Source organism: Mycobacterium sp. NGS39, from assembly GCF_059812765.1.
In genome coordinates, this window is sequence record NZ_JCALDH010000003.1 from 226,422 (window position 1) to 241,759 (window position 15,338).

Sequence of the window (15,338 nt, forward strand, 5' to 3'; positions counted from 1 at the left end):
CTGTGGCGAACAAACCCAAGCGCTATGACCTGAAGGCGGCCGACCGCAAGCGTGAACTGTTGGTGCGCGGCGGCCTCACCGCGTTGGTCATCATTTTCGCGGTCGCTCTGGTCGGCTGGATCATGCTGCACAAGAAGGACAACAGCCCGGCCGCCCAAAGCGGGCGGGCGATCACGGTTGCCGCACAAGACAGGCTCGTGAAGAACGACGCCGGCCAGGCCAAGGCTGTGCTGTCCATCTACGAGGACTTCCTCTGCCCAGCCTGCGGCGGTTTCGAAGAGCAGTTCGGCCCCACGGTCAGCCAGCTGATCGACAGCGGCGCCATCCAAGTCGACTACCGGATGGTGGCGATCCTCGACAGCAGGCCGGGCAGTAACAACTATTCGTCACGCGCCGGCGCGGCGGCCTACTGCGTGGCCGACGAGTCGATCCCCGCGTTCCGCAAGTTCCACTCGACGCTGTACCAACGCGGCGTCCAGCCCGACGAGGTCGCCGGTCCGTTCCACGACAACGCCTGGTTGATCCAGCAGGCCCAGCAAGCCGGCGCGGGCCCCCAGGTCGCGGACTGCATCAACAGCGGCAAGTACCTCGACGTGGTGAAGGGCATGGCCAAAGATGCCAAGATCAGCGGCACCCCCACGATCCTGATCAACGGCAAGGAATTCCCGATCACGCGCACCACCACGCCGCAGACGCTGATCGATCAGGTCAAGGGCATTCTCGGGACCCTGCCGCCGGCGCCGCCGGCGAGCCCCGCTCCGGCTCAATGACCGTCGCCGCAGCCGACCAGTCCCCGTCGGCCGAGAACGCGGTGGACCACGCGCCCAGTCGCGCCGGGGTGGGCGTCGCTCGCGCCAGCGCCTGGTACGTGCTGATCGCCGGGGTGGTCGGGCTGGCGGCGTCGTTCACGCTGACGGTCGAGCGGATCGAGCTGCTGAAGAACCCGTCGTACCGCCCGTCGTGCAGCATCAACCCGGTGTTGTCCTGCGGGTCGGTGATGGTGACGCCGCAGGCCGCGCTCTTCGGTTTCCCCAATCCGCTTCTGGGCATCGTCGCGTTCACCGTCGTGGTGGTCACCGGCGTCCTCGCGGTCGGTCGGGTGAGCCTGCCGCGCTGGTATTGGCTCGGGCTCGCGGCCGGCACGCTGCTCGGCGCGGTGTTCGTGCACTGGCTGATCTTTCAGAGCCTGTACCGGATCAACGCGCTGTGCCCGTACTGCATGGTGGTGTGGGCGGTGACCATCCCGCTGCTGGTCGTCGTCTCGTCGGTGGCGCTGGCGCCGCTGGGCCGGCACGCCGCCGGCCGCCTGCTCTACACGTGGCGCTGGCCGCTGGTCGCCCTGTGGGTGACCGCGGTGATTCTGCTGATCGTCGTGCAGTTCTGGGATTACTGGTCGACGCTGATCTCGTGATCCAGAAGGTTCTTGTCGCCAACCGAGGCGAAATTGCGATCCGCGCGTTCCGCGCCGCCTATGAACTCGGCATCGCCACCGTCGCGGTGTATCCGTACGAGGACCGCAACTCCGTGCACCGGCTCAAGGCCGACGAGTCATATCAGATCGGTGAGGTGGGCCATCCGGTGCGGGCGTACCTCTCGGTCGACGAGATCGTCGGCACCGCGCTGCGTGCCGGCGCCGACGCCGTCTATCCCGGTTACGGCTTCTTGTCGGAGAACCCGGAGCTGGCCGCAGCCTGCGTGGACGCCGGCATCACATTCATCGGACCCAACGCGGACATCCTGGAGCTGACCGGCAACAAGTCCCGCGCGATCGAGGCCGCCCGCGCTGCGGGTCTTCCGGTGCTGACGTCCTCGGCGCCGTCGACGTCGGTGGACGAGCTGATGGCCGCCGCACAGAACATGGAGTTTCCGCTGTTCGTCAAGGCGGTGTCCGGTGGCGGTGGCCGGGGCATGCGGCGGGTGACCGATCCGGACGCGCTACCCGAGGCGATCGAAGCCGCCAGCCGGGAAGCCGAGTCGGCCTTCGGCGACCCGACGGTTTACCTGGAACAGGCGGTGATCAACCCGCGTCACATCGAGGTGCAGATCCTCGCCGACACCCAGGGCAACGTCATCCACCTGTTCGAGCGGGACTGCAGCGTGCAGCGTCGCCACCAGAAGGTCATCGAGCTCGCTCCGGCGCCGAACCTGCCCGACGAGCTGCGTGCGCGGATCTGCGCCGACGCGGTGGCGTTCGCGCGGCACATCGACTACGCCTATGCGGGCACGGTCGAGTTCCTGCTCGACGAGCGCGGACATTACGTGTTCATCGAGATGAATCCGCGCATCCAGGTGGAGCACACCGTCACCGAGGAGATCACCGACGTCGACCTGGTGGGCAGTCAAATGCGCATCGCCGACGGGGAGTCACTGGAAGACCTTGGGCTGCACCAGGATTCGATACAGATCCGCGGCGCCGCCATGCAGTGTCGCATCACCACCGAGGATCCGGCCAACGGCTTTCGTCCCGACACCGGCCGCATCACCGGCTATCGCTCCACCGGCGGTGCCGGCGTCCGGCTCGACGGCGCCACCAATTTGGGCGCCGAGGTCAGCGCGCACTTCGACTCCATGCTGGTCAAACTCACCTGCCGCGGGCGCGACTTCTCCACGGCGGTCGCCCGTGCGCGCCGTGCGCTCGCCGAATTCCGCATCCGCGGGGTGGCGACGAACATCCCGTTTCTGCTTGCGGTGGTGGCGGATTCGGATTTCCGCGCCGGACGGGTCACCACCTCGTTCATCGAAGAGCGGCCCTGGCTGCTGACCGCGCGGACACCGGCCGACCGCGGCACCAAGATCCTCAACTACCTTGCCGACGTCACCGTCAACCAGCCGCACGGGCCGCGCCCGTCGACGGTGTATCCCCACGACAAGTTGCCGACGGTCGATCTGTCGGCGCCCCCACCGCCGGGGTCCAAGCAACGGTTGACGGCACTGGGCCCGGAGGGGTTCGCCGGCTGGCTGAAAGAGTCTGTGACCGTGGGGGTTACGGAGACGACGTTCCGCGACGCGCACCAATCGCTGTTGGCCACCCGGCTGCGCACCAACGGCTTGCTGATGGTGGCGCCGTACGTCGCCCGGATGACCCCGCAGCTGCTGTCCATCGAATGCTGGGGCGGTGCGACCTACGATGTGGCGCTTCGTTTTCTGAAGGAAGACCCGTGGGAACGGCTGGCGGCGCTCCGCGAAGCGGTTCCCAACATCTGCCTGCAGATGCTGCTGCGCGGTCGCAACACCGTCGGCTACACGCCGTATCCCGAAACCGTCACGCACGCCTTCGTCGAAGAGGCCACCGCCACCGGCATCGACATCTACCGGATCTTCGACGCGCTCAACAACGTCGAGTCGATGCGGCCCGCGATCGACGCGGTCCGCGAAACCGGCACGGCCGTCGCCGAAGTCGCGATGAGCTACACCGGTGACCTGTCCGACCCCGGCGAAACGCTCTACACCCTGGACTACTACTTGAAGCTGGCGGAGCAGATCGTGGACGCCGGTGCGCACATTCTCGCGATCAAAGACATGGCGGGGCTGCTACGGCCCCAAGCGGCGACGGCTTTGGTCAGCGCGCTGCGCAGCCGCTTCGACCTGCCGGTGCACGTCCACACCCACGACACACCGGGCGGTCAACTCGCCACCTACCTGGCGGCCATCCACGCCGGGGCCAGTGCGGTCGATGGCGCTGCCGCGCCGCTGGCCGGCACCACCAGCCAGCCTGCGCTGTCGGCGATCGTCGCCGCCACCGCACACACCGAGTACGACAGCGGACTGTCGCTGTCGGCGGTGTGCGACCTGGAGCCGTACTGGGAGGCGCTGCGAAAGGTCTACGCCCCGTTCGATGTCGCAGCCTCCGGGCCGGTATTCCCCACTGGCCGGGTGTATCGCCACGAGATTCCCGGCGGTCAGCTGTCCAACCTTCGTCAGCAGGCCATCGCGCTGGGCTTCGGCGACCGCTTCGAAGAGATCGAGGCCAATTACGCTGCGGCAGACCGGGTTCTGGGTCGACTGGTCAAGGTGACCCCGTCGTCGAAAGTGGTGGGCGACCTGGCGCTGGCGCTGTTGGGGGCGGGCCTCACCGCCGACGAATTCGCGGCCGACCCTTCGCGGTTGGACATCCCCGACTCGGTGGTCGGCTTCTTCCGCGGTGAGCTCGGCGATCCGCCCGGTGGCTGGCCCGAGCCGCTGCGGACCAAGGCGCTCGCCGACCGTCCGCCCGCCAAGCCCCAGCAGGACCTGACCGCCGACGACGAGAAGGCGCTGAAAAGCCCTGGGGCACAACGACAAGCCACACTCAACCGATTGCTGTTCCCCGGTCCGACGAAGGATTTCGAGGAGCACCGCGAACTGTACGGCGACACGTCGCGGCTATCGGCCAACCAGTTCTTTTACGGCCTACGCCACGGCGAGGAACACCGCGTGCAGCTGGAACGCGGCGTCGAGCTGCTGATCGGACTGGAGGCGATCTCCGACCCCGACGAGCGCGGCATGCGCACCGTGATGTGCATCCTCAACGGCCAGCTGCGCCCGGTGCTGGTGCGCGACCGCAGCGTCGCCACGGCCGTGCCGGCCGCCGAGAAGGCCGACCGGACCAACTCCGACCACATCGCCGCGCCGTTCGCGGGCGTCGTGACGGTCGCGGTCAGCGAAGGCGACAAGGTGACCGCCGGGCAGACCGTCGCCACCATCGAGGCGATGAAGATGGAAGCGGCGATCACCGCGCCGAAGGCGGGTTCGGTGAGCCGGATCGCCGTGTCGCAGACCGCACAGGTGGAGGGCGGCGATCTGCTGATGGTGATCAGCTGACCCGCATCATCGCCGGGCGCGCGGGCGGACGCCGGATCGCGGTCCCGCCGAGAGGCACCCGGCCCACCAGTGACCGGGTCCGCGAGGCGCTGTTCAACGTGTTGGCCGCCCGGCTCGACTTCGAGGACATCGCGGTGCTCGATCTGTACGCCGGTTCGGGCGCGCTGGGGCTGGAGGCGCTGTCACGCGGCGCGGCGCGCGCGACGTTCGTGGAGGCCAACGCGCGCACCGCGGCGGTGATCGAACGCAACGCCAAGGCACTCGGATTGCCGGGTGCGACAGTGATCGCGCGGCCGGTGGCGGCGGTGCTCGGCGCCGGCGCATCGCAACCCGCGGATCTGGTGTTCGCCGACCCGCCCTATGACGTGGGGTCCGGCGACGTCACGGCCATGCTGACCGCGCTGAGCCTGGGTGGGTGGGCGGCCGACGGGACCGTCGTCGTGGTGGAGCGTCGGGCGTCGTCGCCGCCGCTGGCGTGGCCGGGCGGCTGGACAGTGTGGCTACAGCGCCGCTACGGCGACACCCGGCTGGAGTTCGCCGCCGCTTCCCCCTAGTCCGTGGCCCTAGTCCGTGGCGCGAACGTGCGCGTCTGCTCAGCGACACGCCGGTTCTTCTGTACCGCAGCGCACCCTCATCACGGTGCGAGCGTGCACATCGCGCGGCTGCTAGCGTCGTCACCCATGAGTGGCGCGGTCTGCCCCGGGTCTTTCGACCCGGTGACACTCGGACATATCGACGTCTTTGAGCGCGCGGCCGCGCAATTCGACGAGGTGATCGTCGCGGTGCTGACGAATCCGAACAAGAGCGGAATGTTCAGCGTCGACGAGCGCATTGCGATGATCGAGGAGGCCTGCGCCCATCTGCGCAACCTGCGCGTGGAATCCGGGCAGGGTCTCGTCGTCGACTTCGTCAAAGCGCGCGGGTTCACCGCGATCGTCAAGGGGCTGCGCACCGGCACAGACTTCGAATACGAGCTGCAGATGGCTCAGATGAACAAGCACATCGCAGGCGTCGACACCTTCTTCGTCGCCACCACCCCGCGGTACTCTTTCGTGTCGTCGTCGCTGGCCAAAGAGGTGGCATCGATGGGTGGCGACGTCTCCGACCTGTTGCCCGAGGCGGTCAACAAGCGGCTGCAGGCCAAGCTGCAGGCCAGCTGAAGGATTAGCCCGGCGCTACGACGGGTAGCCCGAATGGCGCACAGCCCATTCGCGCCCAATCCAAAGTCGTATTCCGGAGGTTTGTTGCCGTGGTTGAAACGTTCGTCCAGTCGACCGATGACGTGGTGAAGTTCCTTAAGGGACAACACAATCTGATCAAGGACCTGTTCGAGGAAGTCTTCTCGGCGTCCAGCGACGAAGCGCGACAGAAGGCGTTCGTCGATCTGCGTCAGCTGCTCGCGGTACACGAGACCGCAGAAGAGATGGTGGTGCATCCGCGAGCCCGCGGCGAGATCGGGAACGGCGACGAGATCGTCGACGCCCGGTTGAAGGAAGAGCACGACGCCAAGGAGCAGCTGTCCCAGCTCGAGAAGATGGACATCGGTTCCAAGGAGTTCATCGACGAGCTCAAGAAGTTCCAGCAGGCGGTCGTCGAGCATGCCGAACTCGAGGAACTCGAGGAGTTCGACAAGCTGCAGCGCAAGCTCGACGGTGACGACCTCAAGCGGATGGCCACGGCGGTGCGGGCCGCCGAAGCGATCGCGCCCACCCGGCCACACCCCGGTGTCGAGTCGGCCAAGCTGAACTTCGCTGCCGGGCCGTTCGCGTCGATGCTCGACCGGGCCCGCGACGCGATCGCAGCCGCGCTGCGGTAGCCCGACACACCCCTTCAGCCTTCCTAGTCACAGGCGTAACACCAGGCACACTGGTCTCAACAGACGCTGCGGCGATCCCGGTCGCCGGTGACTAGGGCTGGAGGGTGGCCGTGTACCGAGTTTTTGAAGCGCTCGACGAGCTGAGCGCGATTGTCGAAGAGGCTCGCGGTGTGCCGATGACGGCGGGCTGTGTCGTTCCGCGTGGCGACGTTCTCGAGTTGATCGACGACATCAAGGATGCGATCCCCGGCGAACTCGACGACGCGCAGGACGTTCTCGATGCGCGCGACGCGATGCTGCGCGAGGCCAAGGAGCACTCGGAGTCGATGGTGGCGACGGCCACCGCCGAGGCCGACTCGGTGCTCAACCACGCCCGCACCGAGGCCGATCGGCTGCTGTCGGACGCGAAGTCGCAGGCCGACCGCATGGTTGCCGAGGCCCGCGCGCATTGTGACCAGATGCTCGCCGAAGCGCGCGACGAGGCCAGCCGCATCACCGCCACCGCCAAGCGCGAGTACGAGGTGATGACCACCCGCGCCAAGAGCGAGGCCGACCGCCTGATCGAGAACGGCAACATCTCCTACGAGAAGGCCGTCCAGGAAGGCATCAAAGAGCAGCAACGTCTGGTGTCGCAGACCGAGGTGGTGCAGTCGGCTCGGGCCGAAGCCACCAGGATGATCGACGCGGCACACGCCGAGGCCGATCGGCTGCGCGGGGAGTGCGACATCTACGTCGACAGCAAGCTGGCGCAGTTCGAGGAGTACCTCAACGGCACGCTGCGTTCCGTGGGCCGGGGCCGTCATCAACTGCGCACGGCCGCCGGCACGCACGACTACATGCAACACGCCTGACCGCTGCGCCAAACGGTTACCGAGTCGCCGGCGAGAGCAGGTCGTACACCGTCGTCCCGCCGACGTCCGTGGCGGCGAAGTGCTGCTGAACCCAGGTCGTGATTTCCGTAGCGCTGCCCGAGCGGCCAGCCGGACCGCCCATTCGGCCGGCAATGAAATAGTGGATCTGGCGCTCCGCCACGTACCGCTGGAACTGCTGCAGCGTCGGAGAGTTGTCGCCGCCGGTGAAGCCGCCGATCGCCATGATCGACGCGCCGGTCTGCAACTCGAGGCTGCTGGCGGTCATCGAGCCGACGGATGCTGCGGCCCACCGTGTTTGGCTGTCCCTCAGCAACTGGTTGAGCGCGGTATTGGTTCCCGAGTCTGCGGGGCCGCGGCCGGGCGGACCGAAGTCACCGCTGACCGGGCCCGCCGTGGGCATCGGACCGCCGTGCGACCGGCTGACCGTCGCGATCGCGTATGCCGCGGGCGCGGCAAGCCCGACCACCAGCGCCGCGGCGGCCACCATCACGGTTGCTTTTCCGAGCCGGTGCGCGCCGACCGCGAGCACCGCGGCCAGCGCGACGGATGCGGCCAGCACTACCCAGCGCAGCGCCGGCAGCCAGTCCGGTGTGCGGTGCAACAGGATGAACGCCCACACGCCGGTGACGGCGACCATGCTCGCCAAAACGGCTCTGGCCCTGAGGAATTCACGTCCTCGCCACAGCTCGCGCACCGAGATGCCGATCAGCGCTGAGACCGCCGGCGCGAGCGCCACGGTGTAGTACGGGTGGATGATGCCCGCCATGAAGCTGAAGACCGCACCGGTGACCAGCAGCCACCCGCCCCACAGCAGCAGGCTTGCCCGCACCCGGGCCGTGCGGGGCGTCGTGGCGGTGAACCAGACGCCTGCGACCAGACCGATCAGGGCCGCGGGCAGCAGCCACGAGATTTCGGTGCCCATCGACTGGCCGAACAACCGGGTGATCCCACTGGGGCCGCCGAACATCGGGTTGTTGCCGGCCGGCATGCCGTCGCCGCCCGCGACACGTTCGACCCCGTTGTAGCCCAACGCCAACTGAAGCAGGCTGTTGTCGGTCGAGCCGCCGATGTAGGGCCGCGAGCCGGCCGGCCACAAGCTCACCAACGCGATGAACCAGCCGGCCGATACCGTCATCGTCACGGCACCAATTAGCAGCTGCCACAACCGTTTTGGCAGCCGACCCGGCGCGGCGAACAAGAACACCAGCGCAAAGCCGGGCAACACCAGCGCAGCCTGCAGCATCTTCGTCAGAAAGGCCAAACCGATCACCGCTCCGGCCAACGCCATCCAGCGGGTCGCGCCCGACTCGATCGCCCGCACCATGAAATACGCCGCGGCCGTCAGCAACAACACCAGCAGCGCGTCGGGGTTGTTGTAGCGGAACATCGCTGCGGCGACGGGCGTGACAGCCAACACCGTGCCGGCGATCAGGCCGGCCGCCGCACCGTTGTATCGGCGCACCGCCGCGTACACCAGCGCGACAGTCCCTACTCCCATCAGTGCCTGCGGCAGCAGCATCGAGAAGGAACTGAAGCCCAGCAGCCGCGCCGATGCCACCATCACCCACAGCGCGGCGGGCGGCTTGTCGACGGTGATCGAGTTGCCTGGATCCAGCGATCCGAACAGCCACGCTTTCCAGTCCTGGGTACCGGCTTGCACCGCGGCTGCGTAGTAGTCGTTGGCCCATCCCGCTGAACCGAGCCCCCACACGTACAGCACAGCGGTGGCAGCCAGCAACACCAACAGCGCGGGGCGCTCCCAGCGCAGACGGCGTCGCGCGGGCGCGGTCTCTGCGGCACCGATCGTCATTTGGTCGTCGAGCAGGGTCATGCGGTGGCTCCCTGGAAGTGATTGGGGTTGTGACCTTTATGGTCCCGGGGCGGTGTGGGCGGTCCGTGGGACCAAGCTATGCGCAGGCTGTGACGTTGACGCTACGTCAGGTCGTACACTGTGGCGCCGTCGATGGTTCGCGCCGGGAAATGAGCCGTCACCCATGCCGCGATGTCGGTCGCCTCATGGCTGCCGGTGGATGGTCCGCGCATCGGGCGACGCATCCCGCCGTCGATGAAGTAGTGAATCTGCCTGGCAGCGACCATCTTCTGGAACTCGCCCAGAGTCGGCGACGGATCGGTGCCGTTGAACCCGCCGACCGCCATCACGGGAGTTCCGCTGGCGAGTTGATATCCGGCGGCGTTCGACGAGCCGACTGTCGCAGCGGCCCACATGAATCGGTCTGCGTCCGCGATGAGCGCAGCCACCAGCGCCGGCGACGGATCCGGTGAGTCGAAAAGCCCGAATCTCGGCGATCCGCCGGACGGGCCCGCGCTCGGGATCGCGCCGTGGTGTGGCGTCGCGGCGGTCGCGACCGAGTATGCGGCCGGTGCGGCCAGGCAGGCGACGACGGCCAGTGCGCCGACGCAGCGCGCCGCTGTGACGGGTAACCGACCGGCCACCAGAACCAGGGCCGATGCGCCCACCCCGGCAACCGCGATCCCGCCGCGCAGCCACGGCAACCACCAGTCGGTGCGGGCAAGCAGCACGCACGTCAGCACGGTCGTGACGAGCAAAGTGGCGGAAAGGGTTGTGGCAGCGCGGATGTCGTTGCGGCGCCGCCAAAGCAACGGCGCACCGATGCCGACGCCCGCGGCGACCGCCGGCGCCAGTGCGACCGTGTAGTACGGGTGGATGATGCCGTGGCTGAAGGACAGCACCGCGCCGGTGACAGCCAGCCAGCCACCCCAGATGATGCTGGTGCCCCGGATTGCGTCCGTGCGGGGTGCGCGCCGGGTGATTACCAGCGCGGCGACGAGGCAGACCACCGCAGCTGGGATCAGCCACGCGATTTCGGTGCCCATTCCGCGGTCGAACAGCCGCGCCCAGCCGACGTCGTAATCGAGATTGCCCAAGCCGCCGGGCTCGTTGCCCGTGAGTCTGCCGAAACCGTTGTAGCTCAGGGCGAGCTCCACGATGCTGTTGTGCTGCGAGCCGCCGATATAGGGCCGTCGGTCCGCGGGCCAGAGCGTGACCAAAAGCAGGTACCACCCGCCCGAGATCAGCAGCGCCGCGCCTGCGCCCGCCGTGCGCGCCAGCCTCGTCCGCCATGGCGTGGGCGCGGTCAACAGGTAGGCGCCAACGAATGCCGGAAGGACCAGAAACGCCTGAGCCATCTTCGCCAGGAACGCGAAACCGACGGCGACGCCGGCAAGCGGTAACCACCAACGGCTGCTGTGGTTTTCGCAGGCGCGTTGCACACAGTAGGCACCTGCCACCAGCAGCAGCACCAGTAGCGCATCGGGGTTGTTGTAGCGGAACATCAGTGTGGCCGCAGGCGTCACCGCGAGCACCGCCCCGGCCAGCAGGCCGGCGGTTGCGCCGTTGACGCGCTGCACCGCTGCATATAGCAGCGCCACCGCGGCGACGCCCAGAAGGGCTTGCGGCGCAAGGATGCTCCACGAGCTCAGCCCGAAGACTCGCACCGATGCGCTGGTCACCCACAGCGCACCCGGTGTCTTGTCGACCGTGATCGCATTCGCCGCGTCGCTGGAACCGAACAGGAACGCCGTCCAGCTTTGTGAACCCGCTTGTGCTGCAGCGGAATAAAAGCTGTTGGCCCAGCCGCTGGCCGACAGGTGCCACAGGTACAGCACCGCCGTGGCGGCAAGTAATGCGACGAATGCCGGACGCTGCCAAGCGAATCGGGGCAAAGGCTTGGTGGGCGCCGCGTCGAGGGCAGGCCGCGTCGCGGTGAGCGTCATGAGTCCATCGTCGCGTCGGCTGCTATGCACTGGATTTGTCGTCGCTGTGGGGTGGCTGTGATCCCGGCAGCCGCACCGTGAACGCGGTGTCGCCGGGAACGCTGCACACCTCGATGGTGCCGTGATGAGCCTTCACGACCGCCGACACGATGGCCAGGCCCAGCCCCGTGCTCCCGTCGCGCCGCGACCGCGACGTGTCACCGCGCGCGAAACGCTCGAAGATCTCCGGCTGCAACGGCTCGGGAATGCCCGGCCCGTTGTCGGCGACGGTCAGCACCGCGCCGCCCGAACCGTCGCTCGACAGCGACGTCGTCACCGTGGTTTTAGCGGGAGTGTGTGTTCGGGCGTTGGCGAGCAGGTTGACGAGAACCTGCTGAAGCCGTGCCTCGTCGCCTGTGACCACCACTGGTTCTTCGGGCAATTCCAGCGACCATTCGTGATCCGGCCCGGCGACGTGTGCGTCGGCGACAGCGTCGACCACCAGCTGCGAGAGGTCGACGGGATCGCGCCGCAGCGGGCGTCCGGTGTCCAGGCGGGCCAGCAGCAGCATGTCCTCGACGAGGTGCGTCATGCGCTCGGCTTCGGACTCGACACGGCCCATCGCATGCGCGACGTCTGCGGGCAGCACGTCGCGGCGGCGCTGGGCGAGTTCGGTGTAACCGCGGATGGCGGCCAGTGGGGTCCGCAGTTCGTGGCTGGCGTCGGCGACGAACTGGCGTACACGCATCTCGCTGGCATGCCGAGCGGCGAGCGCGTCGGAGATCCGTCCGAGCATGCGGTTGAGCGCGGTGGCCAGCTGGCCGACTTCGGTGTTGGCGGCGGCCGGGTCGACCGCGAGCACATGGGTGGGCAGCGTTACTTCGCCGCGATCGAGTTCGAGGTCGGCGACGTCGCGTGCGGTGGCCGCGACTCGTGACACCGGGGCCAGCTGGTGGCGGATGATCACAATGCCGGCCACCGTCGCGGCGACCAGCGCAATGCCGGCGACGACGCCGAAAATCGCGCCGACGGTGAGCAGCGTGTCGTCGACGCCGGTCATCGGCAAGCCGGAGACGATCACCGGGCCGCTGTGGGAGTGCCGCGCGACCACCCGGTAGCGGCCCAGCCCGTCGAGGTCGACGGTGACCGGACGGGAGCTGGGCGCGATGGCGGCGAGCTGCTGGGCCGCCGCCTGACTGATGCCTTCCCGGGTGCCACTGGGGGTGATGATGCCGGCGTCTTGCACATGCCCGTCGACAACCACGGCACCGACGGTGCGAGTGGCCTGGCCAGGCGCATCGAGAAACACCGGGCCGGGACCGGCGTGCGGCTGGAATCGTGGTGCGCGCCTGGGCAATCCGGGCGGCGGGGGAGGTGGCGGCCCGAGCTCGAACAGCGCCGAGGAGCGTCGGCCGGCATCGATCACCTGCTCGTCGAGCTGGCCCATCAGAAACCGGTGCAGCGCAAGCTCGGTGCCGGCGCCGATGCCCACGCAGACGAACCCCAGCAGGGCCACCACGGTGACGAGAAGGCGCGTCCGCAACGACCAGGCGCGCGGGCGAAGCCAACGCTTGTCAGTCGGCGGGTTTGAGGACATATCCCGCACCGCGCAGCGTGTGGATCATCGGTGCACGACCGTTGTCGATCTTCTTGCGCAAGTAGGACACATACAGTTCGACGATGTTGGAGCGGCCGCCGAAGTCGTAACTCCACACTCGATCGAGGATCTGGGCCTTGCTCAACACCTTGCGGGCATTGCGCATCATGAATCGCAGCAGCTCGAATTCCGTTGTGGTGAGCGGAATTACGTCGCCGCCACGGGTGACTTCGTGGCTGTCTTCGTCGAGGACGAGGTCACCGACGACGATTTTCGCGCCGCTGCTTTCGGTGGCGACCCCGGTGCGGCGCAGCAGCGCGCGCAGCCGCAGGACCACCTCCTCGAGGCTGAACGGCTTGGTGACGTAGTCGTCGCCGCCTGCGGTCAGTCCGGCGATGCGGTCTTCGACCGAATCTTTCGCGGTGAGCAGCAGCAGTGGCAGCCCGGGAATCTGGTCGCGGAGTTTGCGCAGCACGTCCAGCCCGCTCATGTCGGGCAGCATCACGTCGAGCACCACCACGTCCGGTGGCTGCTTGCGGGCGGCGGCGAGCGCGCTGGCGCCGTCACCTGCCGTGGAGACCGTCCAGCCCTCGTAGCGCAGCGCCATCGTCACGAGTTCGGCGAGCACGGGCTCGTCGTCGACGACCAGCACGTGGATGGGTCGGCCGTCGGCGCGGCGCATGACCACTCGGTCGTTGACCGCCCAGGGTGAGGTGTCGGACACGACCACGATTATCTTTGGCGGGCATTGGTGAACCCTGTGCCGACCCTATGCGCCCGCTGTGAAAACACTGCGGTGCACATCGGATGCTGAACCGTCGCACAGTCGGCGCCTAAGTTCGGGCCGCACATTGGGCACAGTGGGACCGACGGTTCGACGGGAAAGGGCTTCGCATGAGTTCGGACATCACCTCCACCGCGGCGCAGGAGCCGGTCTGGGGTGCCCCGCAGCAGGGCGGCTGGTCGAGAAAGCACACGCTGGCAGCCGTCGGCATCGCGGCGGTGATCGCGGCCTTCGGTGGCGCGGCGGTCTACGCGGCGACAAGTGGCGGTGCCGATGCAGCCGGACCGGGGATGCACGGGCCGGGTCCTGGCGGCCCCGGCTTCGGTCCGGGCGGTCCGGCCGGCTTCGGTCCGGGCGGTATGGGCCCCGACGGGACCGGCCCGGGTGGTGCGCCGCTGCACGGGGAGTTCGTCGTCGCCGCCCAAAACGGAAGCTACACAACCGAACTCGTCCAGACCGGCGTTGTCACAGCGGTATCCGACACGTCGATCACCGCCAAGAGCGCCGACGGGTTCACGCAGACCTATACGCTCGGCAGTCAAGCCGCGAATGGTCAAGTGGCGGTGAACGATACGGTCGTGATCCGCGCGACCAAGGCGGGCGACACCGCCACCGCCACCGCGGTGGCCGAGCCGAACCAGCCGGGGCCGGGTGGACCGGGGCCGGGCGGACCGCGACGGCAACGTTAGCTCTGCTTTTCGGCTTCGGGCTTGGCTTCGGGGTGGAAGGATACCTCGATGTGCTCAAATCCCTTGGCTTGCTGGGCTTTTGCTTGCCCCGCATAGGTCTTACGGTCACCGTGCGTCAATGCGACGTCGTCGGTGAACGGTGTCAGCAGCGCGCGTGGATAAAGGTGGTCGACGCGCACCGCGTTGATCTCTGCGCAGATGATCAGCGCGACGGACGTCAGGTACAGAAACGCGAGCAATCCCAGGACCAAAGCGAAGACGCTGTTGGTCATGCTGGCCGACTTCACCACGTGGGTCACGTAGAGAGCGCCGAAGGACTGTAAGAGCTGCCAGACGATGGCCGCGGTAATCGCACCGGGCGCGACCTGGCGGAAGGTCAGCTGTCGAGCGGTGGTCACCTTGAATGCGACCAGGCACACCGCCGCGTTGAGCGCGACCGCCGCGACGATGACGGCAACCTTTCCGGCGATGCCCAGTGCGGCGGACTCCCGGCCGAGCGCGGACAACGACGTCGCCCCCACGAGCGCCGAGCCGAGCAGGAAGAGCAGTACGAGGCTGCGGATACGCGAGCGAATGGGGTCCGGGCGCGCATGGCGCGGCACGGCCCAAACGGTGTCCATCGCGTTCTGCAGAGCTTGGCCGACGCCAAGGCCGCCGTAGAGGGCACCGGCGACCCCGACCACCACCGCGGTCGCTCCGCCGCTGAGGTGATGCGGCTCGCCGAGCTGATTGCCGATGACGGGGAACTGGCTCAGCGCCGAATGCACCACCTGGTCCTGGAGCTCGGGGTGGCCGGCCAAAACGACACCCAGCACCGTCGTCAGCAGAAGCAGCAGCGGAAACAGGGACACGAACGCGTAGTAGGTGATGAGCGCGGCGAGGTAGCCGCCCTGGTCGTCGACGTACTTGTAGATGACCGCAATGAGGAAGCCGGCGGCGCGACTGCGCCGCTGTAGCCGATCCAGCCAGCTGACCATGGCGACACTCCGGATGACGAGGGCGCGGACGCACCCGCTCGACGCACGTCATACCCGCTTTCGGCGGC

At 67.9% G+C, this 15,338-nt stretch carries 13 protein-coding genes; 8 read left to right on the forward strand and 5 right to left on the reverse strand.

Going from position 1 to position 15,338, the window contains the following annotated elements; genetic code table 11:
- The first annotated feature begins 2 nt into the window (after positions 1-2).
- The 7 genes from AC5Y39_RS05770 to sepIVA all read left to right on the forward strand — a co-directional run bounded on the left by AC5Y39_RS05770 (position 3) and on the right by sepIVA (position 7,467).
- Entirely contained in the window at positions 3-770 is a 768-nt protein-coding gene (locus AC5Y39_RS05770) for a DsbA family protein (RefSeq protein WP_500016294.1), read from the forward strand.
- Entirely contained in the window at positions 767-1,411 is a 645-nt protein-coding gene (locus AC5Y39_RS05775) for a vitamin K epoxide reductase family protein (protein WP_500016295.1), read from the forward strand. Before AC5Y39_RS05770 ends, AC5Y39_RS05775 begins: the two co-directional genes overlap by 4 nt.
- Entirely contained in the window at positions 1,408-4,800 is a 3,393-nt protein-coding gene (locus tag AC5Y39_RS05780) for a pyruvate carboxylase (protein ID WP_500016296.1), read from the forward strand. The genes AC5Y39_RS05775 and AC5Y39_RS05780 overlap by 4 nt, the downstream gene beginning before the upstream one ends.
- Positions 4,797-5,354 carry a 16S rRNA (guanine(966)-N(2))-methyltransferase RsmD gene (rsmD, locus tag AC5Y39_RS05785; protein WP_500016482.1) on the forward strand — a complete coding sequence of 186 codons (558 nt, stop codon included), beginning with the start codon at positions 4,797-4,799 and terminating at the stop codon, positions 5,352-5,354. Before AC5Y39_RS05780 ends, rsmD begins: the two co-directional genes overlap by 4 nt.
- A gap of 126 nt (positions 5,355-5,480) precedes the next feature.
- Positions 5,481-5,960, forward strand: a complete 480-nt coding sequence (gene coaD, locus AC5Y39_RS05790; RefSeq protein WP_500016297.1) for a pantetheine-phosphate adenylyltransferase — start codon at positions 5,481-5,483, stop codon at positions 5,958-5,960.
- A gap of 89 nt (positions 5,961-6,049) precedes the next feature.
- Complete coding sequence (locus tag AC5Y39_RS05795) at positions 6,050-6,616, forward strand: hemerythrin domain-containing protein (protein WP_500016298.1); 567 nt, start codon at positions 6,050-6,052, stop codon at positions 6,614-6,616.
- 110 nt (positions 6,617-6,726) lie between these two features.
- The gene (gene sepIVA, locus AC5Y39_RS05800) at positions 6,727-7,467 is read left to right on the forward strand and encodes a cell division protein SepIVA (RefSeq protein ID WP_500016299.1); all 741 of its coding nucleotides are present in this window, start codon (positions 6,727-6,729) and stop codon (positions 7,465-7,467) included.
- A gap of 16 nt (positions 7,468-7,483) precedes the next feature.
- Here sepIVA and AC5Y39_RS05805 read toward each other — a convergent pair whose 3' ends face one another.
- From AC5Y39_RS05805 to AC5Y39_RS05820, 4 genes are all read right to left on the reverse strand, one after another.
- Complete coding sequence (locus tag AC5Y39_RS05805) at positions 7,484-9,319, reverse strand: glycosyltransferase family 39 protein (RefSeq protein ID WP_500016300.1); 1,836 nt, start codon at positions 9,317-9,319, stop codon at positions 7,484-7,486.
- A gap of 101 nt (positions 9,320-9,420) precedes the next feature.
- The gene (locus AC5Y39_RS05810) at positions 9,421-11,244 is read right to left on the reverse strand and encodes a glycosyltransferase family 39 protein (RefSeq protein WP_500016301.1); all 1,824 of its coding nucleotides are present in this window, start codon (positions 11,242-11,244) and stop codon (positions 9,421-9,423) included.
- A 22-nt stretch (positions 11,245-11,266) separates the two neighbouring features.
- Positions 11,267-12,820, reverse strand: a complete 1,554-nt coding sequence (locus tag AC5Y39_RS05815) for a sensor histidine kinase (RefSeq protein WP_500016302.1) — start codon at positions 12,818-12,820, stop codon at positions 11,267-11,269.
- Positions 12,798-13,502, reverse strand: a complete 705-nt coding sequence (locus AC5Y39_RS05820) for a response regulator transcription factor (RefSeq protein ID WP_499908086.1) — start codon at positions 13,500-13,502, stop codon at positions 12,798-12,800. The genes AC5Y39_RS05815 and AC5Y39_RS05820 overlap by 23 nt, the downstream gene beginning before the upstream one ends.
- A gap of 212 nt (positions 13,503-13,714) precedes the next feature.
- Between AC5Y39_RS05820 and AC5Y39_RS05825 the strand changes: the two genes are divergently transcribed.
- On the forward strand, positions 13,715-14,293 hold the full coding sequence (locus AC5Y39_RS05825; protein WP_500016303.1) for a hypothetical protein: 579 nt from the start codon (positions 13,715-13,717) through the stop codon (positions 14,291-14,293).
- On the opposite strand, the gene AC5Y39_RS05830 is transcribed toward AC5Y39_RS05825, so the two are convergent.
- Complete coding sequence (locus AC5Y39_RS05830) at positions 14,290-15,270, reverse strand: YihY/virulence factor BrkB family protein (protein WP_500016304.1); 981 nt, start codon at positions 15,268-15,270, stop codon at positions 14,290-14,292. The two genes, AC5Y39_RS05825 and AC5Y39_RS05830, sit on opposite strands and share 4 nt — an antisense overlap.
- Between the last annotated feature and the right edge of the window lie 68 nt (positions 15,271-15,338).